This window comes from Stutzerimonas tianxiuensis (assembly GCF_053470365.1).
Map to the genome: position 1 here is coordinate 1 of NZ_JBPVWS010000015.1, position 21,002 is coordinate 21,002.

18 protein-coding genes are annotated in these 21,002 nt (G+C 60.5%); 13 read left to right on the top strand and 5 right to left on the bottom strand.

Annotated elements, in window-relative coordinates; genetic code table 11:
* Positions 1–148 precede the first annotated feature (148 nt).
* Together ACSSNI_RS17605 and ACSSNI_RS17610 are read right to left on the bottom strand one after the other, a co-directional pair.
* Positions 149–1,810 (bottom strand): DEAD/DEAH box helicase, encoded by a 1,662-nt coding sequence (locus ACSSNI_RS17605; protein ID WP_448259794.1) that lies wholly within the window; start codon positions 1,808–1,810, stop codon positions 149–151.
* Between the two features lie 456 nt (positions 1,811–2,266).
* On the bottom strand, positions 2,267–3,016 hold the full coding sequence (locus ACSSNI_RS17610) for a spermidine synthase (RefSeq protein ID WP_448259796.1): 750 nt from the start codon (positions 3,014–3,016) through the stop codon (positions 2,267–2,269).
* A gap of 119 nt (positions 3,017–3,135) precedes the next feature.
* Between ACSSNI_RS17610 and ACSSNI_RS17615 the strand changes: the two genes are divergently transcribed.
* Positions 3,136–4,485, top strand: coding sequence for a class II 3-deoxy-7-phosphoheptulonate synthase (locus ACSSNI_RS17615; protein ID WP_159968605.1), 1,350 nt, complete (start codon positions 3,136–3,138; stop codon positions 4,483–4,485).
* A 216-nt stretch (positions 4,486–4,701) separates the two neighbouring features.
* Here the strand turns inward: ACSSNI_RS17615 and ttcA are convergent, their stop codons facing one another.
* Positions 4,702–5,526, bottom strand: coding sequence for a tRNA 2-thiocytidine(32) synthetase TtcA (ttcA, locus tag ACSSNI_RS17620; protein WP_448259798.1), 825 nt, complete (start codon positions 5,524–5,526; stop codon positions 4,702–4,704).
* A 113-nt stretch (positions 5,527–5,639) separates the two neighbouring features.
* On the opposite strand from ttcA, the gene ACSSNI_RS17625 reads away from it, so the two are divergent.
* The 4 genes from ACSSNI_RS17625 (at position 5,640) to ACSSNI_RS17640 (ending at position 8,360) form a co-directional block, all read left to right on the top strand.
* Positions 5,640–6,269 carry a DNA-J related domain-containing protein gene (locus ACSSNI_RS17625; RefSeq protein WP_159968606.1) on the top strand — a complete coding sequence of 210 codons (630 nt, stop codon included), beginning with the start codon at positions 5,640–5,642 and terminating at the stop codon, positions 6,267–6,269.
* 138 nt (positions 6,270–6,407) lie between these two features.
* Positions 6,408–7,007 carry a Yip1 family protein gene (locus tag ACSSNI_RS17630; RefSeq protein ID WP_102834680.1) on the top strand — a complete coding sequence of 200 codons (600 nt, stop codon included), beginning with the start codon at positions 6,408–6,410 and terminating at the stop codon, positions 7,005–7,007.
* A 138-nt stretch (positions 7,008–7,145) separates the two neighbouring features.
* A complete protein-coding gene (locus tag ACSSNI_RS17635) occupies positions 7,146–7,811 on the top strand; it encodes a Yip1 family protein (protein ID WP_102834681.1) in 666 nt (221 codons plus the stop codon).
* Between the two features lie 54 nt (positions 7,812–7,865).
* Positions 7,866–8,360, top strand: a complete 495-nt coding sequence (locus tag ACSSNI_RS17640) for a SprT family zinc-dependent metalloprotease (protein ID WP_148924831.1) — start codon at positions 7,866–7,868, stop codon at positions 8,358–8,360.
* Positions 8,361–8,372: 12 nt separating this feature from the next.
* On the opposite strand, the gene ACSSNI_RS17645 is transcribed toward ACSSNI_RS17640, so the two are convergent.
* The gene (locus tag ACSSNI_RS17645; protein WP_200637915.1) at positions 8,373–9,557 is read right to left on the bottom strand and encodes an MFS transporter; all 1,185 of its coding nucleotides are present in this window, start codon (positions 9,555–9,557) and stop codon (positions 8,373–8,375) included.
* 285 nt (positions 9,558–9,842) lie between these two features.
* Here ACSSNI_RS17645 and ACSSNI_RS17650 point away from each other — a divergent pair, with 285 nt between their 5' ends.
* From ACSSNI_RS17650 to ACSSNI_RS17685, 8 genes are all read left to right on the top strand, one after another.
* Positions 9,843–10,013: a nitrate reductase gene (locus tag ACSSNI_RS17650; protein ID WP_187433523.1), complete on the top strand. Its 171-nt coding sequence runs from the start codon at positions 9,843–9,845 to the stop codon at positions 10,011–10,013.
* 73 nt (positions 10,014–10,086) lie between these two features.
* Entirely contained in the window at positions 10,087–10,347 is a 261-nt protein-coding gene (locus ACSSNI_RS17655; protein WP_102834684.1) for a chaperone NapD, read from the top strand.
* A complete protein-coding gene (napA, locus tag ACSSNI_RS17660; RefSeq protein WP_148924828.1) occupies positions 10,344–12,848 on the top strand; it encodes a nitrate reductase catalytic subunit NapA in 2,505 nt (834 codons plus the stop codon). Before ACSSNI_RS17655 ends, napA begins: the two co-directional genes overlap by 4 nt.
* An 11-nt stretch (positions 12,849–12,859) precedes the next feature.
* Entirely contained in the window at positions 12,860–13,342 is a 483-nt protein-coding gene (locus ACSSNI_RS17665) for a nitrate reductase cytochrome c-type subunit (RefSeq protein ID WP_102834686.1), read from the top strand.
* Between the two features lie 10 nt (positions 13,343–13,352).
* Positions 13,353–13,949: a cytochrome c3 family protein gene (locus tag ACSSNI_RS17670; protein ID WP_019341552.1), complete on the top strand. Its 597-nt coding sequence runs from the start codon at positions 13,353–13,355 to the stop codon at positions 13,947–13,949.
* A 169-nt stretch (positions 13,950–14,118) separates the two neighbouring features.
* Positions 14,119–14,916, top strand: a complete 798-nt coding sequence (locus ACSSNI_RS17675) for a dienelactone hydrolase family protein (RefSeq protein ID WP_448259804.1) — start codon at positions 14,119–14,121, stop codon at positions 14,914–14,916.
* 447 nt (positions 14,917–15,363) lie between these two features.
* Entirely contained in the window at positions 15,364–15,801 is a 438-nt protein-coding gene (locus ACSSNI_RS17680) for a hypothetical protein (RefSeq protein WP_448259806.1), read from the top strand.
* The gene (locus ACSSNI_RS17685) at positions 15,798–16,199 is read left to right on the top strand and encodes an META domain-containing protein (RefSeq protein ID WP_448259808.1); all 402 of its coding nucleotides are present in this window, start codon (positions 15,798–15,800) and stop codon (positions 16,197–16,199) included. Before ACSSNI_RS17680 ends, ACSSNI_RS17685 begins: the two co-directional genes overlap by 4 nt.
* 355 nt (positions 16,200–16,554) lie before the next feature.
* On the opposite strand, the gene ACSSNI_RS17690 is transcribed toward ACSSNI_RS17685, so the two are convergent.
* A complete protein-coding gene (locus ACSSNI_RS17690) occupies positions 16,555–20,943 on the bottom strand; it encodes a DUF6701 domain-containing protein (RefSeq protein ID WP_448259810.1) in 4,389 nt (1,462 codons plus the stop codon).
* Positions 20,944–21,002: the final 59 nt, after the last annotated feature.

A 21,002-nucleotide genomic window follows, 5' to 3' on the forward strand; every position in this document is an offset into this window, starting at 1 on the left:
CCAGTCACCAGCGTGGCCACCACAGCCAAGCTGGTTGCGCTTGCGCGCAACGCGCCATGCCTGGCGCACCAAAAAAAAGGTGGACCGAAGTCCACCCTTTCTATTTCTGACGAGGCCCAGCCTCATCGCATGCCGCTACATCCAAGCATCAATCTTCGCGATAGCGACGCAGTTTGAGCTGCTTACCGCCGACGCGGGTGTCCTTGAGTTTACCCAGAAGGCGCTCGAGGCCTTCTTCCGGTAGTTCGACCAGGCTGAAGCTGTCGCGCACTTGGATGCGACCGATGTCTTCACGGGCCAGGCCGCCTTCGTTGAGGATGGCGCCGAGCAGGTTGCGTGCGGCGATGCCGTCGCGGGCACCCAATGCTGTACGGCAGCGGGCGCGACCTTCGGCCAACGGGATCGGTGCACGGCGCTCGCGGTCACCGCTACGCTCAGGACGATCGGAGCGCTCGCGCGGGCTGCTGGTCGGAACCAGCGGCTGCTCTCTTTCGACTTCGGCCAAGGTCAACGCCTGACCATTAGTGGCTTTACGCAACAAGGCGGCGGCCAGTGCACGCAGGCTGCAGCCGGTGTCGGCAACTAGCTTATCGAGCAATTCGCCATGACTGGCTTCGGCGTCGGCCACGAGCGGAGCCAGGCTGTTGGTCAGCTTCTTGATGCGCGCCTCAAGTACTTGCTGCCCGTTCGGAAGACGGGCTTCGGCAACCTTCTGGTTGGTTACACGCTCGATGACCTGCAGCATGCGGCGCTCACGCGGGGTGACCAGCAGCAACGCACGGCCTTCACGACCGGCACGGCCGGTACGGCCGATACGGTGCACGTAGGATTCCGGGTCGTAAGGCATGTCGACGTTGAAGACGTGGGTGATACGCGATACGTCGAGGCCACGGGCAGCGACGTCGGTGGCGACAACGATGTCCAGACGGCCATCCTTGAGCGACTCGATCACGCGCTCACGCTGGTTCTGGGCGATGTCACCGTTCAGCGCGGCGGCTTTGTAGCCCTTGGCTTCCAACGCGGCGGCGAGATCCAGCGTGGCCTGCTTGGTGCGCACGAAGGCGATCAGTGCGTCGAAGTCTTCAACTTCGAGCAGGCGCAGCACGGCAGCAATCTTCTGATCAGCATGGACCATCAGGTGCGCCTGCTCGATGGCGGTCACGGTCTGGGTCTTGGTAGCCACCTTGATGTGCTGCGGCTCGCGCAGGTGCTTCTCGGCGATTGCGCGAATCGAATGCGGCAGGGTCGCGGAGAACAGCACAGTCTGACGGCTTTCCGGCATGGCTTCGAAGATGACTTCGAGGTCGTCCATGAAGCCAAGCTTGAGCATTTCGTCAGCTTCGTCGAGAACGAGGTACTGGATGGTCGACAGCAGCGTGCCGTTACGGCTCAGGTGGTCGACCAGACGACCTGGGGTGGCGACGATGATCTGCGCGCCCTGGCGGATGGCCTTGAGCTGCGGCCCCATCGGAGCGCCACCGTAAACGGCGACGACGCCAACGCCTGGCATCTGCTTGGAGTACGTTTCGAACGCAGTGGCAACCTGCAGGGCCAGTTCACGAGTCGGCGCTAGAATCAGCGCTTGTGGCTCACGCTTGGCCGGATCGATCTTGGAGAGGATAGGCAGCGCGAAGGCTGCGGTTTTACCGGTACCGGTCTGGGCCTGGCCGATCATGTCGTGGCCGCCGAGAATTACCGGGATAGCCTGGCTCTGAATGGCCGAAGGCTCTTCGTAACCTACTGCAATGACAGCAGCGAGTACGGAGGGATGAATACCGAGTGCGGCAAAGCCGCCGATTTCCTGGGTCATGGGTCTTTTCCTGATGCTCCGCAAAGACCCATGTTCCGAAGCTGCGCATGCCATGCAAAACCCGAAGGTCACCCTGGCAGCCTGGTCGGCGGGGTTTGCGAAAACGTAATGAATGATGAATCGTCTAGGACAGCCGCGAGAAGCGGAAAGCAGCCGAAGCAGCGCTTCGTGTGTTGCAGTACCTGAACGCAGGCTGGGTTTCAGCCGGCGCGTACTATACCGGAATTCTGTGAAGCTGTGCGTGTAATTTGTCTTTGGAGTTAGGTTCCGGACAGCAGATCTCCGGCGGGACCGGCACTAGCGAATGAGCCTGGAGTGCTCTAACCAGAGCGTTCGGCTGCTGGCGAAGCGTTTGCGCCGGTCTTCGCGAGCGCAGCTAGCTCCCGCCGGAGACAGTGCTGTACATGGTTTGCACGAACAGACATCAATAACGTTGGTCAGCAGCTCATCGCGCGCTCAGCTCGCCGGCCGAAGTGCGCCGATCAGTGAATCCAGCGTGTAGCCCAGCCGCGGCGCCAGCGCTGCGGCGCGCTCACGCAGGCCAGCCTCGTCGAGCGCCTGTTCCAGCTCGGCGGGCACGAACAGGATGACGTTGCCCTCCTTCACCGGGCATTCCCAATAGTGGCGGTGAAACAAGCCACGAAGCAACGCCGCGCCCAGCGGCTTGTCCTCGTCGGTACCCCACTGATTGATGATCAACCAGCCATCTGGGCTCAGCTTTTGCTGGCAACTCTGGAGAAAACGCCACGCCAGGTGCGCCGCCGCCGGGCCTACGTCTGTATAAAGGTCGACAAATATCAGGTCCGCGGTTTCGGCCGAATCCAGCAGTTCCACCGCATCGCCAATGCGGATGTAGAGCCGCGAATCGTTCTGCAGGCCCATATAACGCATCGCCAGCTCAGGCACGTCCGGCCGCAGTTCGATGGCCTCGACGTCTTCCAGCGGCAGGAATTCGAGGCATGCCTGGGTCAGGGTGCCAGCGCCCAGCCCGAGAAAAAGCGCGGTTTCCGGAGCAGCGTGCAGCAAGCCGCCCATCAACATGGCGCGCGTATAGTCGTACTCCAACCAGCTCGGATCTTGGGTAAACACGCAGCTCTGCTCGACCGCCGCGCCGAACTCTAGAAATCGGTACTCGCCCACTTCCAGCACACGGATCAGGCCGAACGCGTCATGCACTTCAGCCAGCAACACTTCCTGCTTGTCCACCTGCGTTCACTCCCAAACCGGTCGGCGCATCTTACCAGCCCGATTGGCAAGGGCTATCAGCGCTGAGCTGTCGCATCAGGTAAAATCCGGGCACTTTTTTGCGGACGGAATCAATTTCCATGACCCACGCCTGGAGCCCCACCAGCTGGAGAACCAAACCTATCCAGCAGCAGCCCGAATACCCGGACGCCGCGCATCTGCAGCGCGTCGAGAGGACGCTGGCGAGTTTGCCGCCGCTGGTGTTCGCTGGCGAGGCACGGGAGCTGCGCCGGCAATTCGCTGAGGTCACCCAAGGCCGCGCGTTTCTGCTGCAGGGTGGTGATTGCGCGGAAAGCTTCGCCGAGTTCTCCGCACCGAAAATCCGCGACACCTTCAAAGTACTGCTGCAGATGGCGATCGTGATGACCTTCGCCGCCGGATGCCCTGTAGTAAAGGTTGGTCGCATGGCCGGCCAGTTCGCCAAACCGCGCTCTTCCGGCGACGAGACTATCGACGGCGTGACCCTCCCGGCGTACCGCGGCGACATCGTCAACGGTATCGGCTTCGATGAGAAAAGCCGCGTGCCGGACCCGGAGCGCCTGCTGCAGGCATACCACCAATCCACGTCCAGCCTGAACCTGCTGCGCGCCTTCGCCCAAGGCGGTTTCGCCGACCTGCACCAAGTGCATCAGTGGAATCTTGATTTCATCGCCAACTCCCAGATGGCGGAGAAGTATCACCGCTTGGGCGCACGAATTGATCAAGCGCTGAGGTTCATGCGCGCCTGTGGAATGGACAATGCGCCCCAGCTGCGCGAAACCAGCTTCTTCACCGCTCATGAGGCATTACTGCTGAACTACGAGCAGGCGTTCGTGCGCCAGGACAGCCTCAGCGGTGGTTGGTACGACTGCTCTGCGCACATGCTCTGGATTGGCGACCGCACGCGGCAGCTGGACGGCGCCCATGTGGAGTTCCTCCGCGGCGTGGGCAACCCCATCGGGGTGAAGGTGGGGCCAAGCATGGCCAGCGAGGATCTGATTCGCCTTATCGATATCCTCAATCCAGAGAATGATCCCGGCCGCCTGAACCTTATCGTGCGGATGGGTGCAGACAAGGTTCAGGAAGGCTTGCCTCGCCTGATTCAGACTGTGCAGCAAGAAGGTCGTCAGGTGCTGTGGAGCTCCGACCCGATGCACGGCAACACCATGAAGGCCTCCAGCGGCTACAAGACCCGGGACTTTGCACGGGTGCTGGCGGAGGTGAGGCAGTTCTTCGACGTGCACCGCGCCGAAGGCAGCTACCCCGGCGGGATTCATATTGAAATGACTGGGCAGAACGTCACCGAGTGCATCGGCGGCTCACGCCCGATTACCGAGGACGGGCTCTCCGACCGCTACCACACCCATTGCGATCCCCGCTTGAACGCCGATCAGTCGCTGGAGATGGCGTTCATGATCGCTGAGACGCTGAAGCAGGTCCGACCTAGCTGATATCACCTGCAATAGCGTGCGCCTGCTCGGTTGGCGAGCCGGGCGCAAACCTCACGTTAAAGGACAGCGCGAGTCGCTGGAGTCAGGTGTACGGGACTGCAGCGAAGCGCTATCCGACCGTTCCCAAGCCCCCACTGCCGTGGTGGGCTGAAGCGGTGCACCGCCCACCCTACAAGCGTTCGCTTGGGACTTATGGCTTGAAGCCCGCGGCTGCCGTTACAAGCTCATCACATCGAGGAAGCGTGGCGTGGCGTCGTTGTCGATGCGCAGGCTGGTGAAATCGAACAGATTACGATCGGCCAGTTGCGAGGGCACCACGTTCTGCAAGGCACGGAACATGATCTCGACGCGGCCCGGCGATTTGCGCTCCCACTCCTGCAGCATCTCCTTGACCACCTGGCGCTGCAGGTTTTCCTGCGAGCCGCATAGGTTGCACGGGATGATCGGGAACTCTTTCATCTGGGAATAGGCTTCGATATCCGCCTCGCTGCAATAGGCCAACGGGCGAATGACCACGTTGCGGCCATCATCGGAAAGTAGCTTGGGCGGCATGGCTTTTAGCGTGCCGCCATAGAACATGTTGAGGAAGAACGTCTCGAGGATGTCGTCACGGTGGTGACCGAGCGCCATCTTGGTCGCACCGATCTCGTCGGCAAAGGTATAGAGCGTGCCGCGACGCAGGCGCGAGCACAGCGAGCAGGTGGTCTTGCCTTCCGGGATCTTCTCCTTGACCACCGAATAGGTGTCTTTCTCGACGATGTGGTACTCAACGCCGATGGACTTCAGGTATTCGGGCAGCACGTGCTCGGGGAAGCCGGGTTGCTTCTGGTCCATGTTGACGGCCACGATCTCGAACTTGATCGGCGCAACCTTTTGCAGGTACAGCAGCACGTCGAGCATGGTGTAGCTGTCCTTGCCGCCGGACAGGCAGACCATCACCTTGTCGCCTTCCTCGATCATGTTGAAATCAGTGACCGCCTCGCCGGCAAGGCGACGCAGACGCTTCTGCAGTTTGTTTCGGTTGACCGAGAGGTTGCCCATTTCAGGAGTCCGGTGAGATGCGAAAGGCGCGCATTTTACGCGCAAAAGGCACCAGTGCCCCACCCCATCCATCCAGCCGTTTGCAACGCTGGCCTTGTGCTAGGCTTTTCGACATGAACGACGATCTCGAACCCGAAATGGACTTGGCCGAGCAGATACTCGTGCTGCTGCGCGAGCAGCCGGAAGGCTGCAGCGAATATGAGTTGATTCAACAGCTCAAGGCCCGCCATAGCACGCATATCCCCAACCTTCCGCTGCTCGACAAGCTCGTGCTGTTCCGTACCCATTTCCTGGTATTCAATGCGCTATATCGCTTGCGCGACCAGCTCTGGGGCGAGACGAGCCATACCGTGCAGATCTCGCCGCTGTGCGTCCAGCTTCAACCCTACGTCCCAGGGGTCAGCGGTATTGTTGAAAACGATCCGCTGCGCGATTACTACCTCGACATGACCAACCTTCGCGATACCGATGAGGCTGAAGTAGAACGCCTGCTGGCGAGCTTCTGGTCGCGCATGCGCGGCGATCATCTGGGTGAGCGCAACGAAAGCTGGGACCCAGATCAGAAGCGCGCTGCTCTGGAGCTGTTCGAACTGGACCAGGACGCTGCGCCATTGAGCTTGCACACTATCAAGCGGCGCTATCGCCAGCTGGTCAGCATCCATCATCCGGACCGGGGCGGCAGTACGACACGCCTGCAGTCAATCAATCTGGCGATGGAAATACTGCAACGCTATTACCGATAGGCTCATAGCTCCCAAATGCTCTAATCCGGCTCAGTGCGCCGTACCGTCCTCTTCCTATACTGCGACTTAAGGTCGCACGCCCGTCCAACTGACGGCACGCCAGGCGAAGCGACCCTCCAAAACCGAGGAGACGCTGGCATGATCAATCACGTTTGGGGACTGTTTGCACACCCTGGCCAGGAATGGCAGGAAATAACCGGAGAAGAACGCGCCGTTGGCCGACTGCACCTTGGAGAAGTGGCGGTACTGGCCGCGATTCCAGCCATCTCGGCGTTCATCGGCACAACGCAGGTCGGCTGGAGCATTGGCGGAGGCGAAGCAGTCAAACTCACTGAAAGCAGTGCACTGCAACTGACCATCCTCTCTTACCTGGCGATGCTCGCGGGGGTCGCGGTCATGGGCGGCTTCATCCATTGGATGTCGCGCACCTACGACGCCAGCCCGACGCTCGTTCAATGCATCGTGTTTGCCGCATACACCGCCACGCCGCTGTTCGTCGGTGGCCTGGCCGCGCTCTACCCGCATATCTGGCTGGGCATGATCGTGGGTACGGCTGCGATCTGCTATACGACCTACCTGCTCTATGTCGGCTTGCCGACCTTCATGAACATCCACGCCGATGAGGGCTTCCTGTTCTCCAGCTCAGTGTTGGCTGTCGGACTGGTCGTCCTGGTCGCGATTCTGGCGCTCTCAGTGATCATGTGGGGCATGGGGGTTGGCCCGATCTACGTACGCTAACGTCACCACGAAACGGGCCGACGCGATGGCCTCCGCGTCGGCCCGTTTTTTTGCCTGCGACAGAATGGCGTTGAATCCCTGCCGCGCTCGAGCGTCTAAACCAGCAAGACCCGCTCAAGCGTCAGCATCGGAGGCCTCATGACCCCAGAATTCATCAGTTTGTTCACCCGGCCCGACCGCGCCTGGGAAACCATCCGCCAGAAGGAAGATGCTCACTCGCTGCACTACCTGATGCACCTACTCCTGCTGGCCCTGGTTCCGGCCGTGTGCCTTTTCATCGGCGTCACCATCGTTGGCTGGAGTCTGGTAGATGAGGAGCGCGTTCGGCTCGATACCGCGAGCGCCCTACAGCTCTGTCTGTTGCTGTATCTCGCGATCGTTATCGGAACCGTGATCATGGGCTTCTTCGTACGCTGGATGGCACGTGCGTTTGATGTTCGTCCTAACCTCAACCAGTGCATCGGCTTTATTGCCTATGTCATCACGCCGTTCTTGCTCGCCGGTTTGACCGGCCTGTATCCGAATCGCTGGTTTGCCGCCATCGTGCTGCTTATCGCCGGCATCTATTCGACCTACCTGCTGTTTACCGGACTGCCTGCATTCATGCGTCAACGCAGCTCACAGAGCTTCCTCTATGCCGCTTCAATCTGGGGGGTAGCGTTGCTGACACTAGTAACGGTGATGGTTACCACGATCCTGTACTGGAATCTCTCCCTAGCGCCCACATATGAACGAACTGTGCAGCAGGACCAGGCCTACGGAACTCAGGATGATCTCCCAGAGCGTGTTCCCCCTAAGCTGTGAGTGGTTGTCAGCCAAGCGGAATGCGGCATAATTCAGGGCTTCCTCGGAGGCCCTATGCCCGATCAGCTACACGCTCGAGTCGAAGCCTGTTACCAACAGGCCGAAGCTTTTTTCAACAAGCGCTTCGAGCGGCCACAAGTCAGTTTCAAACTGCGTGGACAGAAAGCCGGTGTTGCGCACCTGAACACCAACTTGCTGCGATTCAACCCCCAGCTGTATCAGGAAAATAGCGAGCACTTTCTCAAGCAGACCGTGGCTCACGAAGTGGCCCACCTGATCGCTCATCAAATGTTCGGCGGCCGGATTCGTCCACATGGCGAAGAGTGGCAATTGATCATGCGCGGCGTGTATGAACTGGCGCCTGATCGCTGCCATAGCTACGCAATCACCCGTCGGCAAACCAGCGCTTATATCTACCGCTGCGCCTGTCCCGAGCGGGACTTTCCATTTACAGCGCAGCGCCATGCCCTGGTACGCAAAGGGCGCCGCTACTTCTGCCGCAGCTGCCGCGCCACCCTGGCTTTCAGCGGCGAACTGCGAATCGACTGAACGAACGGCGCGCTACAGGCGCCTGGCGCGCCAGGCGGCAATCAGAAACAGCGTAGCCAGCACCGCCATCAGCGGCAGCCATCCCGCATGTTCCCAGACGTAGCCCGCCGCATAACCCACCACACTCGAACCCAGATAATAGGCGCACAGGTAGAGCGCCGAGGCCTGCGCCTTGGCGCCCTTGGCATGTACGCCAACCTGTCCGCTGGCCACGGCGTGCGCGGCAAAGAAGCCGAGCGTGAACAGCGCCAGCCCGACCACGATCGCGAACAGCCAGGGTGTCGAACACAACCCCACGCCCAGCAGCATCAACCCGACACCGCCTTGCAGCACCGTTCTCGCCCCCAGGCGTGGCACCAGCCGCCCGGCCCAACCCGCACTGAAGATTCCGGCTAGGTAAACGGTAAACAGCAGACCGATAACGGTCGACGAAAGCCCGAACGGTGCTCCGGCCAGACGGAAACCAATGTAGTTGAACAAGGCGACGAAGCCGCCCATCAGCAGAAAAGCCTGAAGGAAGAGATTACGCAGGGTCGGATTGCTCAGGTGCTCGGCAAAATTGCTCAGCAACCCGCGCAGCGACAGCGGTTGAGCCTTGAAATGACGAGACGGGGGAAGCAGCCAGACAAAGGCGCCCAGCGCCACCAGACCCAAGCCGGCAATTCCGCCAAGCGCCAGCTGCCAACCGCCGAGATCGCTTAACAGGCCCGACAGGAGCCTGCCCAAGAGGCCACCTAGTGCAGTTCCGCCGATATACAGCCCCATTGCCGCTGGCAACGATTCGGGATCGAACTCCTCCCCCACGTAAGCCATCGCCAATGCCGGTAGCCCGCTGAGTGCGAGCCCCAGTAAGGCTCGCAACACAAGCAGCAGCGTCCAGGACTCCACCAGGGCGCAAGCAAGCCCAAGCAAGCCCGCCAACAGGAGCGCCACGCCCATGACATGCTTGCGCCCCCAGCTTTCCGCCAAGCCGCCTGAAATCAACAGGCAGAGCGCCAGTGACAGCGTGGTCAATGAAAGGGCCAGGCTGCTGGTGGCGGCCGACACTGAAAAGTGCAAGGCCAGCAGCGGCAGCAGTGGCTGCACGCAATAGAGCATGGCAAAGGTTGCGAACCCGGCGCAGAACAACGCCAGGGTCGCTCGACGGTAAGCAGCGGTGCCGCGTTTCAGGTGGGAATCAAGCGAGTCACAGGACATGAAACAATCTCTACGCCCGGGCAACACGGGCCCAAAAAGCCTCACAAGCTAGCACAACCTTACTATCAGCAAGCTGCCTACATACCGTCCCAGAGCCTCGTATCCAGCAAATCGCGATCGAGCGCGACGGACGAAACACCTCCAGCACGAGCCAGTTCATTGCGCCAAATCAATATAAGTGGTTTTAGCCCCCATAGCCCTTAGTCAAATAGACAGCTGACTTTGATTAAGCAGGGAACGCTTACTAGACTCCCACTACGCCACTCGGATTTGAAGGTGAACGCAGTGCCACACCATACCGATCCCGCACCAGTGGGCAAGCCTGAGGAAACACGGCTATTTGTCTTTCTGCTGGTCTTTCTGTTTCCACTATTAAGCGTCCTGACCGTATCCGGCTACGGCTTCATAGTCTGGATAAGCCAGATGTTTTTTGGCCCACCCGGCCCGCCGAGCTGATTGCAGCTGACCTGAACACTCTCCTCCCATGTATGCCTGCTCATTTTCGGGCAGGCGGAGCTTCACAACAAAAATGACCAACGCCTTGCATATCGCGAGCCTGCTCGTGCACTGCCGCCCCGAGCTGATGGATGCAGTGAAACAGAACCTGATGCTGTTGCCTGGCACAGAGCTGCATCAGGAAAGCGCCGCCGGAAAAGTGGTGGTGGTCCTCGAGGCGGAGCATGAAAGCCGCATTCTCGACACCATCAGCCACATCCAACAATTACCCGGCGTCCTCAACGCTGCCCTGATTTACCACGAACTCCTCAGCCCCGAAGGAGAGCCTGAATGAGCCTCACACGACGTCAATTCGCCAAAGCCAACGCCGCGGCCATCGCCGCCAGCGTGGCAGGCATGCCTATCGCTACCAGCGCCAGCAATCTCGTTACTGATCCGCAAGCGACGGCACTCAAGTGGCACAAGGCGCCGTGCCGGTTCTGCGGCACCGGCTGCGGTGTGATGGTCGCCACCAGCGGCGACCGCGTCGTCGCCACGCATGGCGATGTGAAGGCCGAGGTCAACCGCGGCATCAACTGCGTCAAAGGCTATTTCCTGTCGAAGATCATGTACGGCGCCGACCGCCTTACTGAGCCGTTGTTGCGAATGAAGGACGGCAAGTACGACAAGCAAGGCGAATTCCAGCCAGTGAGCTGGGAACAAGCGTTCGACATCATGGAAGAGAAGTACAAGGCTGCGTTGCGGGACCACGGCCCCACCGCCGTCGGCATGTTCGGTTCCGGTCAGTGGACCGTTTGGGAAGGCTATGCGGCCAGCAAGCTGATGAAGGCCGGTTTCCGCTCCAACAACCTCGACCCGAACGCACGTCACTGCATGGCTTCCGCCGCCGTTGGCTTTATGCGTACCTTCGGCATGGACGAGCCCATGGGTTGCTATGACGATATCGAGGCTGCCGACGCGTTCGTGCTCTGGGGCTCGAACATGGCCGAGATGCACCCGGTGCTCTGGACACGTGTGACCGACCGACGCCTGAGCGCGCCGCATGTGAAAGTCGCCGTGATGTCGACCTTCGAGCACCGCAGCTTCGATCTTGCGGATATTCCGATGGTGTTCACGCCGCAGACCGACCTGGTGATCCTCAACTACATCGCCAACCACATCATCGAGAGTGGCGCAGTCAATCAGGACTTCATCAAGAACCACACCAAATTCGCCAAAGGCAATACCAACATCGGTTATGGCCTGCGCACAACCGATGCGCGGGAAATGAAGGCCGAGAACGCTGCCGCCGCAGGCGGTTGGACCGACATCAGCTTTGAAGACTACGCCGAGTTCCTCAAGCCCTACACGCTGGAGCGTGCGGCTCGCGAATCGGGTGTTCCGGCAGAACGGCTGAAGATGCTCGCCGAACTCTATGCCGATCCGAAAACGAAAGTGATGTCGTTCTGGACCATGGGTTTCAACCAGCACACACGCGGGGTCTGGGCGAACAACATGATCTACAACATCCATCTGCTGACAGGGAAAATCAGCGAGCCCGGCAACAGCCCCTTCTCGCTGACCGGACAGCCGTCAGCCTGCGGTACGGCACGTGAAGTCGGCACCTTTTCGCACCGTTTGCCTGCGGACATGGTCGTTACCAACCCCAAGCATCGGGCCGTTACCGAGAAGATCTGGAAACTGCCCGAAGGCACCATCCCGGAAAAGCCCGGTTTCCATGCCGTGCAGCAAAGCCGCGAGCTGAAGGATGGCAACCTCAAGGTCTACTGGACCCAGGCCACCAACAACATGCAGGCCGGGCCGAACATCATGCAGGAGGTGCTGCCGGGCTGGCGGAACCCGGAAACCTTCGTGATCGTTTCCGATGTTTACCCCACCGTATCTGCCCAGGCAGCAGACCTGATTCTGCCCGCCGCGATGTGGGTAGAAAAGGAAGGCGCCTACGGCAACGCCGAGCGACGCACGCACCTGTGGCATCAACTGGTCAGCCCGCCTGGCAAAGCGCGCTCCGACCTCTGGCAATTGATGGAGTTTTCCAAGCGTTTCACCACTGAGGAAGTGTGGCCGGCGGAACTGCTGGCCAAGACACCGGACCTCAAGGGCAAAACGCTGTTCGAGGTGCTGTTCAAGAACGGTCAGGTCGACAATTTCCCGGTGTCGGACATCCAGGAAGGCTATCGAAATCAAGAGTCGGAGGACTACGGTTTCTATGTGCAGAAAGGCCTGTTCGAGGAATATGCCCAGTTCGGCCGCGGCCATGGCCATGACCTCGCCGACTTCGACCGCTATCACCAGGAGCGCGGCCTGCGCTGGCCCGTCGTAGACGGCAAGGAAACCCTCTGGCGCTATCGTGAAGGCCATGACCCCTACGTCGAGAAAGGCTCAGGCGTCCAGTTCTACGGCTACCCGGACAAGAAAGCGATCATCTTCGCGCTGCCTTATGAAGCACCTGCAGAGATGCCGGACGAAGAGTATCCGTTCTGGCTCAGCACCGGCCGCGTCCTGGAGCACTGGCACACCGGCAGCATGACCCAGCGTGTCGATGAGCTACACCAGGCAGTACCCGATGCCCTGGTGTACATGCACCCCGACGATGCGCGTGACCTCAAGGCCCGCCGCGGCAGTGTGGTCAAGGTCATCAGTCGTCGCGGTGAAATGCAGGCCCGCATCGAAACCCGTGGTCGCAACAAGCCACCGAAGGGGCTGATCTTCGTGCCCTTCTTCGATGCCAACAAACTGATCAACAAGGTCACCCTCGACGCTACCGACCCGATCTCCAAGCAAACCGACTTCAAGAAGTGTGCCGTGAAGATCGAAGTGGTCAGCATCGCCTGAGGAGAGTCACCATGAAATACCGTTTACTGCCTTTGATGCTCCTCGCGGTGTTTGGCCTGGCCGTCGCAGCCGGGCCCGACTACCCACTGGATGCGCCTGCCCCGGACGGCCGCCGGCCGGGCGGCACCATCACCCAGGAGTTCACCCCGCCGCCGCTCAAGGATGAGGAAAACAAGGACCTCAAGCGCGAGCGCAACTATCCGGAGCAGCCACCGACCATTCCGCACACCATTCGCGGTTATCAGGTCGACAAAAACAGCAACAAGTGCCTGTCCTGCCACAGCCGCGCCAACAGCGCGCGTACCCAGGCGCCGATGATCAGCATCACGCACTTTACTGATCGCGATAGCCAGACGCTGGGCGCCGTCGCCCCTCGTCGCTACTTTTGCACCCAGTGCCATGTGGTGCAGCACGATGTGAAACCGTTGGTGCAGAACAACTTCGAGAACATCGACGAGCTGCTCTATCACGAAAACAAACAGAACGAACAGTGAGGACGCCTGGATGAAGTCGATACTGTCGTTTCTCAAACGTTACTGGACCGTCCTGCGCCGACCGAGCGTGCACTACAGCCTGGGCGTCCTGACGCTCGGGGGCTTCCTGGCGGGCATCATCTTCTGGGGCGGTTTCAATACCGCGCTGGAAGCGACCAACACCGAGGCCTTCTGCATTTCCTGTCACGAGATGGAAGACAACGTGTACATGGAGATCAAGGACACCATCCACTACACCAACCGTTCCGGCGTGCGTGCGACCTGCCCGGATTGCCATGTACCGCACGAATGGACGGACAAGATCGCGCGCAAGATGCAGGCCTCCAAGGAAGTCTGGGGCAAGATCTTCGGCACCATCAACACACGCGAAAAATTCCTCGGCATGCGCCGGGAAATGGCCGAGCGTGAATGGCGTCGCCTGAAAGCCAATGACTCGCTGGAGTGCCGCAACTGTCACAACTACGAGTTCATGGATTTCACCCGCCAGAGCAAACGCGCCGCTGAGTTCCACTCCACAGCGCTAGGCAAAGGCGAAGCGACCTGTATCGACTGCCACAAGGGCATCGCCCACCGCCTGCCGGATATGCATGGCGTGCCTGGCTGGTAACCCACAGCGCCGGACCGCCATTGATGAACCTGAGCCCAGAAACGGGCTCGGGCCTTCCAACCAGTTGGTTCCTCCCTCTCTCAAGCCACTGAACAACCCTGTTGCAGCTATGTCGAACTCCAGCTATCTATCGGATCGTCTCGACATCAACGACAACAAGGAGTCCCCCATGCGATATCACCTGTTCGGTGCAGCCCTGATGGCTGTGAGCGCCTTCGCTCACGCTGAAATTCAGACTCAGGAAATCCCCTACACCGCCGCCGACGGCACCAAGATGGTCGGCTATTACGCCTATGACGACGCAATCGAAGGCCAGCGCCCGGGTGTCGTGGTCGTCCATGAATGGTGGGGCCTCAACGACTATGCCAAAAGCCGTGCCCGTGACCTCGCCGGGCTTGGTTACAGCGCTCTGGCGATCGACATGTACGGCGAGGGCAAGAACACCGAGCATCCAAAGGACGCGATGAGCTTCATGAAAGCCGCACTGGCCGATGCCGATGCCGCCAAAGTCCGCTTCAACGCCGGCCTGGATCTGCTCAAACAGCAACAACAGACCGACAGCGCCAAGCTTGCAGCAGTCGGCTACTGCTTCGGCGGCAAGGTCGTGCTGGACATGGCCCGCCAGGGCGTCCCGCTAGAGGCTGTCGTCAGTTTCCACGGTGCATTGGCTACCGAAACCCGCGCAGCACCGGGCAGCGTCAAGGCGCGTGTACTGGTCGAACACGGCAGCGCAGACAGCATGGTCAGCGCCGAAGACGTCGCGGCCCTGAGCGCGGAAATGGTCAAGGCCGGCGCTGACTATCAATTCGTTAACCTGCCAGGCGCCAAGCACGGCTTCACCAATCCAGGCGCTGACAAGTTTCAGGAAAAAGGCGTCGACGTGGCTTACAACAAAGCCGCAGCCGAACGCTCGTGGAACGACATGCAACGGTTTCTCGACGAAACATTCGATAGCAGCCGACCATGACTTGCCAGGGATCGCACCGGCACTCGTTGCGAATGGTTGGATGTTGGAATAACTGAACGCTCTTCTTCAGCGTTCTGGTTGTACTGAACGTGTTGACCACTCCTGATAGCCAATGCCAAGGATGGCTTAGTGGATGCAGTTTCAATACATCCGAAACTACTGCACGGCCTGCCCCCCTCTCCCCTGAGGGGAGAGGGCTGGGGTGGGGGCTAGCGTCGCCGAATACCGGTTGCCTATGGCCCCGCCCGCAACCTGTCTCGGTTGCGATTACATTGCTTGCGTTTCGCGGTAGTGATCTGCCGGCCCACACCCACCTGGGCACCAAGAATCCGCGACATCTACCTCGCCACTAGAGCCGCCAAACCTTGTCTCGACAGCCCACCGAGCCGATGCCGTGCTAGCATTGCGACCTCATCGCCCCTCCCCATTTCGAACTGATCGCGAGTCATGGCCGAACACGATTTCCGCTACACCCTGCTCAATCCCGGACACACCCTCACCGAATGCCGCGCCCTGGCGCCGGGCCGTTACCAGGTCACCGGTAACGGCGGCAACGTGCGCGCCGGTGACGTCCTGATCGTCACCCTCAAGGGCAGCCGTGACCTCTACCAGCGCCTGACCGTGGACAAGGTTCGTCACCTGATCAATCCACCAGGCCAGTGGATGGCCGTGGCGAACGGGCCTGTCTTCAAGGAACTGGCAATCATCAACTGGCAGGTCGACTGCGACGGCTGCGGCAAACAGCTCGATTTCGAGTTCGCCGTAGACGCCGCCAAAGGCGAAGCCGCTCGCGCCCCAGCGGCCGAAGCGCGGATCGCCGAACTGGGCTGGACGAACGACGCCGGCCGTCACCTGTGCCCTGCCTGCCAGAGGGCGAAGTCGTGAGAAAAGCCTTGTTTGCCAGCTTGGCCTTCTTGTCCGTAACGGGCTGCTCGGTTGAACCCTTGACCCTGCAGAACGAAGTCACCTATATCGCCGAATGGATCGGTGACGAACCCGTCGTAGGCCGTAACCCTGTCTCGCTGACCTTCAGCGAAGACCGCGCCTACGGCAACGCCGGTTGCAACCACTGGTTCGCCAGCTACCAGCTCGACGGTCAGAAGCTGCGCTTCAGCGAAATCGGCAGCACCCGGAAGATGTGTCCTGAACACATCATGAAGCAGGAACAGCACTTCTTCGAACTGCTCTCGCAGATAGAGCGCTGGGACGTTTCCAGGATCGATCAACTGCGCTTCTGGCCCGCAGAAGGCGCTCCGCTGCGGGTATGGCCAGAGCAGAACTGAACTGCGCGAAAGATGGGCATGCCGACACTGGCGTGCCCTTCGAGCAAGCGTAATCCGATGTGGCGCTGAGCATTCAAAGCCTCCAGCAACCAGCCATACCGCTCGGGTCGTTTGTAATCAGCACCATTAAAAGCCGCTGAAACCCGCATAGCCACTGCTGCCCAGGCCACGCACCGATAACTTACGCCTGCGTCTTGACAGCTACCAGACGCGACCGCAGCTATAGCTGCCAGAATTGGCACGCGCCCTGCAATAACCCAGGTAACCAGTTTTGGGGACCCTGGTACAGGCAGGCCAGGGATTCCCCTCTTTTACACCCGCCAAAAGGGCCGCTGATTGCGGCCCTTTTGCTTGTCTAGCGATAGAGTTCGCGGCGGAATATCAGCGGCTTCGAGCCGCCGTAGATACCGAATGTAGCAAGTCCTCGTCCCGGTTCACGCCCCGCTCCGCGCCAGTCATAGCGGAGCCATTCAGGGATGCCGGGAAACGACACCTGTACAGACCCATCGTTATCAGGCCCCGGCGCACTTAGTTCGACGCGCCCCATCCCCAAACCGAGGCCGGGCACGACCGCCGAGGTTTCGCCATCAGCCAACCGCCCGGTGAAACTGTCCAGCAGCGCGCTGCCGAGCGAAGCTGAATTGCTGCACGAGTCCTCGGGCTCAGCGCGAAAGCCGGGACCGGCCGGCGTCGCCTGCCAGGATTCCACCGTTAACGGCAGCACCAGTGACTGCAGTTCCGAGCCGTGGCCATTGCCGATGCTCAATCGACCCAGGCGCACCACACTGCCCGGCTGGTCGACGAAATCGTAGCTGTACGACTGGCACAGGGTGGCCCCCATCAGGCATGCAGCATCGGCGTCGGTCAGACTGGCAGCGTTGAACACTTGATTGATCTTCGTCTTGAACGGTAAGTCATCGGCTGACGGCCTGGCCGCCGGGTCATAGACGAGGGATTGCCCGCTCCAGCGGTAGGTCCGGCTGCCGTCACCATCGCCCGCGCCTTCAATGGCAGTCGTGGCATTTCCAATCGTGGTCAACCGTGTGTCGAGTCCAGAGCGCCCTACTGCCGAGCTGTAACTGCCTGCCGCCGGCGGACTCAACCGCCAGAACCCCCCCCGGTCATAGTTTCGCGTGACGCCACCCTGCCGGTTGTATCCGGTAACCGTCAGGGTCGGCTCCCGGCCAGCCGCGAATTCCATCGGCTGGCCTTGATAGCTGAATCCAGGGCCGCAACTGGGCGTCAGGCTGGCGCTGCCGGTCGCGCCGAGAAAGGCCGGCGAGAACCGTCCGAGCCGGTTGCTCGTTCCACCGTTTATTGACTCATCGAAATATTCCGGCGGTGCAGCAACCAAGCGAAAGATGCCGACTTCCGATACAGACATTACGTTCCGCTGTGCGGCATCGACCAGCTTTGTCTCTACACCCAGATCATGGGAGTAAGCAGTCAACGAGAGCGTCCCGGTCTCACCGGATGCAGGAGCGAGCAACTCGCTGGTCAGTGCGACTCCGGCCAGCTCAAAGTTCGGCGTCGTAATATTCCCGACACACAGTTGATCAGCGGTGAGCGCCTCGCCGTCACTCTGCCAACCCACTGCCCGAACCGAGACCGGGAAAGGATCGCCGGCCCGGATGATCGTCCCATTGTTGCTGAACAACGGGCACGTGGTGTCGTCACGGGTACACGCCTGTTCCGCCGCGGGAATCGTCTGGATGCAGAGACCGTAGGGCTTGCTGACGAACTGGTCGCTGCCGTGCATCAGCAGCCCTGCCTCGTTGCCCGATGTGGGCGCATATCGTGCCGCTAGGGTCATCAGGCCGGCGTCGTCGTAGCGCACCGAAAGCCGAGCCACCGCCTGACTGTCGAAACTGAGGGGGACCTCGGTCGCGTTCGCGCCAATGGCCTGGCCGTTGACAATCACAGGCTGAGTGCCAGTGGCCGGGTTGGCATAGGTTGAACTGAACGCAACGTTTCGCGTACCGCCATCGAACCCAGGTATGCACTGCAAGGGATCGTTTGGATCGGCCTTAACCGCACGGAAGGCAATCTGCTCTTGAGGCTTGGCAGCAGTAAGCGTAGGCACATCGAATATAAAGCCGCTTTCGACGCCCATCAGCTTGCACCCAGCGGTGGAACAGGTCGTGGTGTTGAATGACAGCGCGGACGGAGTCGATCCGCCGACGCCAATCACGGCTTCGCCCACTTTGGTGACCTGGACACTCGCCCTGCCTTGGCCGCCAGTGAAGCTGACGGCATTCCCGTTCTGCCAGACTGCGCCGTCAGTGGCGGTCAACGTGACCTTCACTGGATCCGTATAGCGCTGCGAGCAGTCGGCGTTCAGGCACGCCGTCACGATGACCTCCTGTGGGTTGCAGGTAAGGACAGGGGTCGAGTAATTCAGGTCGAAATGATGTATCTGCTGGCCGATTGGCTTGATCTCGCTGGCGCAGACTTGCAGGTCATCGATCTCATGGACGTTGTTCGAGCCACCGGTGGACCCCGTCAGGGACAGGTAGAGGTTTTCCGGGATTGATGTCTGGCCTGAAGCGGCCAGGGCATCGAAACTTTCCAACCCCGGAAGCACCACGAACCCTGAACCGTTGTCGCGTTCGACGGTAACCAACGCCTTGCCCGCCGTCCGCGCATCGATGGTGATGCGGTAGGTGTGCCCAGGCGCAGCGCTGCTGCTGGTGGCGCTGTCTACCCCAGGATTCAGCCCTGCGGGGGTGCCTGCAAGGTAGCGATAACCGGATGTGCCGGAGCCTGGGCCGCGTATCGAAACCGAGTCCTGCCGCAATCCTGGCCCGCCCTGGCGATTTTCCGTCGGGTTGGAAAAGTTACCGTATTCGTCCAGCGCGATACCCAACCAGCCACCCGCGAAGCCGCTGGTGGAATTGAGCTGCGCATAGCCCAACGAGCCGCCGTATCCACCTGGCTGTGGCGTCTGCGTGGCATCCGACAGGATCAGCGCGATGCCGTCAGCCCCATTGCCGTTGTAGGCGTAGTACTTGAACTGGGCCTGGATGAAATTGCCCTCTCCCGGAAACAGTCGTTGCAAGGCACTCGCCGTGGCCACGTTGCCCTGATTGCTGGTCAGGCGCAGTCGGTTGCCGATGATGGCTGGCGTGAACCCCGTGAGGCCTCGACTGGATACGACCCAGTCGGTGCCCAACAGCGACCTGTCGAAATCATCGCTGACGCACTGCAGTGCCTGGCTACAGGCGTGGCGCTCAGTCGCCAGCGCAGCGATATCCGAGTTGCTGAGCGCCCCTTGATAGATGCGCAACTCGTCCAGATCGCCGTCGAAATAGCGACCGGCGAGCTGGTCCCAGCCCAATTGCAGTGGGTCGTTGTTGGAGCGCGGCGTACCACTCAGGCTCGCTTGGCCTGCCACCGCTCCGTTTATGTAGATGGACTGTTGGGCTGCGGTATATCGGATGACCACATGGTTCCATTGGCCAACCGTAACCTTGCCAGTACTGCTGAACTCTCGTGTGGCGCTCGGGCCGGAGGTTTGCCACCACCAGTTGACCGTGCCGTCCGGGCGCAGATGGAACTCGTAGTTTTCGTCCTTGGACAGAATGCTCATGAGGCCGCTTGCTGGTAGCGTCCGCGGTCTGATCCATACGCCAATGGTGAATTCCTGCTGCAGGCTCAGCAGGTCACTATGCGCGGCCTGAACATACTGTCGGGACGCCGCAGTAAAACTGCCATAGCGGCAGGTGCCCTGCCCGCCTACCGTGGCGAGAGCCGGCGTCGTAGCAGCGGTCGAAGCACCGTTATAAGCCTGACCGTTCAGGTTGTTGCCGGAGCGATCCAGCACTTCGCCAGCGGCACCACTCCAACTCCCCTCGTTCAGCCACCAGCTAAGCAGCAACGTCTTGCCCTTGCAGGCGTTAGCCGGCGTAGAGTTTGGCCGGCAGGTGCCATAGACGGCACTGCCATTGCTCACATTCACCGTCGAGTAATTAGGGGCAGTGAGATCGCCGTACACCAGCGACCCGGACAAAGTGATCGCGTTATTGCGCGACGTCATGGTCACTGACGCCGTGGAAGAGCCAACCGTACTGTCAGTGAATGAAATCGATCCAGCCAAGACCGTGCCGGATACCATCGTCACGGTGTTAAAGGTGGCAGCGTTATTCGAGGAGAAATCGCCCTGGATGGCCCCACCGGTGATCGACAGCGAAGACGACCCCGAACGGGCTCCGCCTTGAAGATTGGTTCCAGTGGTCACCACGTTACAGCAGTCGCTGTTGACCAGCCCTGCCACGCTGCCGCCACTGAGCGTAATAGATCCGCTATTGGCAATTACCGCGCCTGTTACCGAAACCCCGGTCAGCCGAATCGAGCCCGATACCGAGCTGACATCCCCTCCGACGCTGCCACCGCTCATGGCGATTGGGCTTCTCCCAGTCAGGCTGCCAGCGATGGTCGCATTGTCCAACGAGATATTGCCGTTGGACGACACCGCCCCACTGAAACTGGACGAGCCAGTCGCCGTGATGCCACCCCAGTCAGCCTCGATGGAGATCGGTCCGCTGCCGCTGCCGACCTTGGCGCTGGCAATTGTGAAACCGGCAGCCCGTAGCGTTACAGCACCGCTTGCAGCAAGCATGTCACCAGCGCTGAGCGTCACCTGACCCGAGCAGGTGTAGACACTATTGCCGTTGCTCCTGCTCCAGTCACCGCTGCATGGGGGCAGATTCTTCTGGTTTGTCTCCAGCGCATAACTCTCGGCCATCACCTGCCCCGTCAGGAGCAGCGTCCCCAGCGTCAAGAGCCGGCAAACAACCATTGATA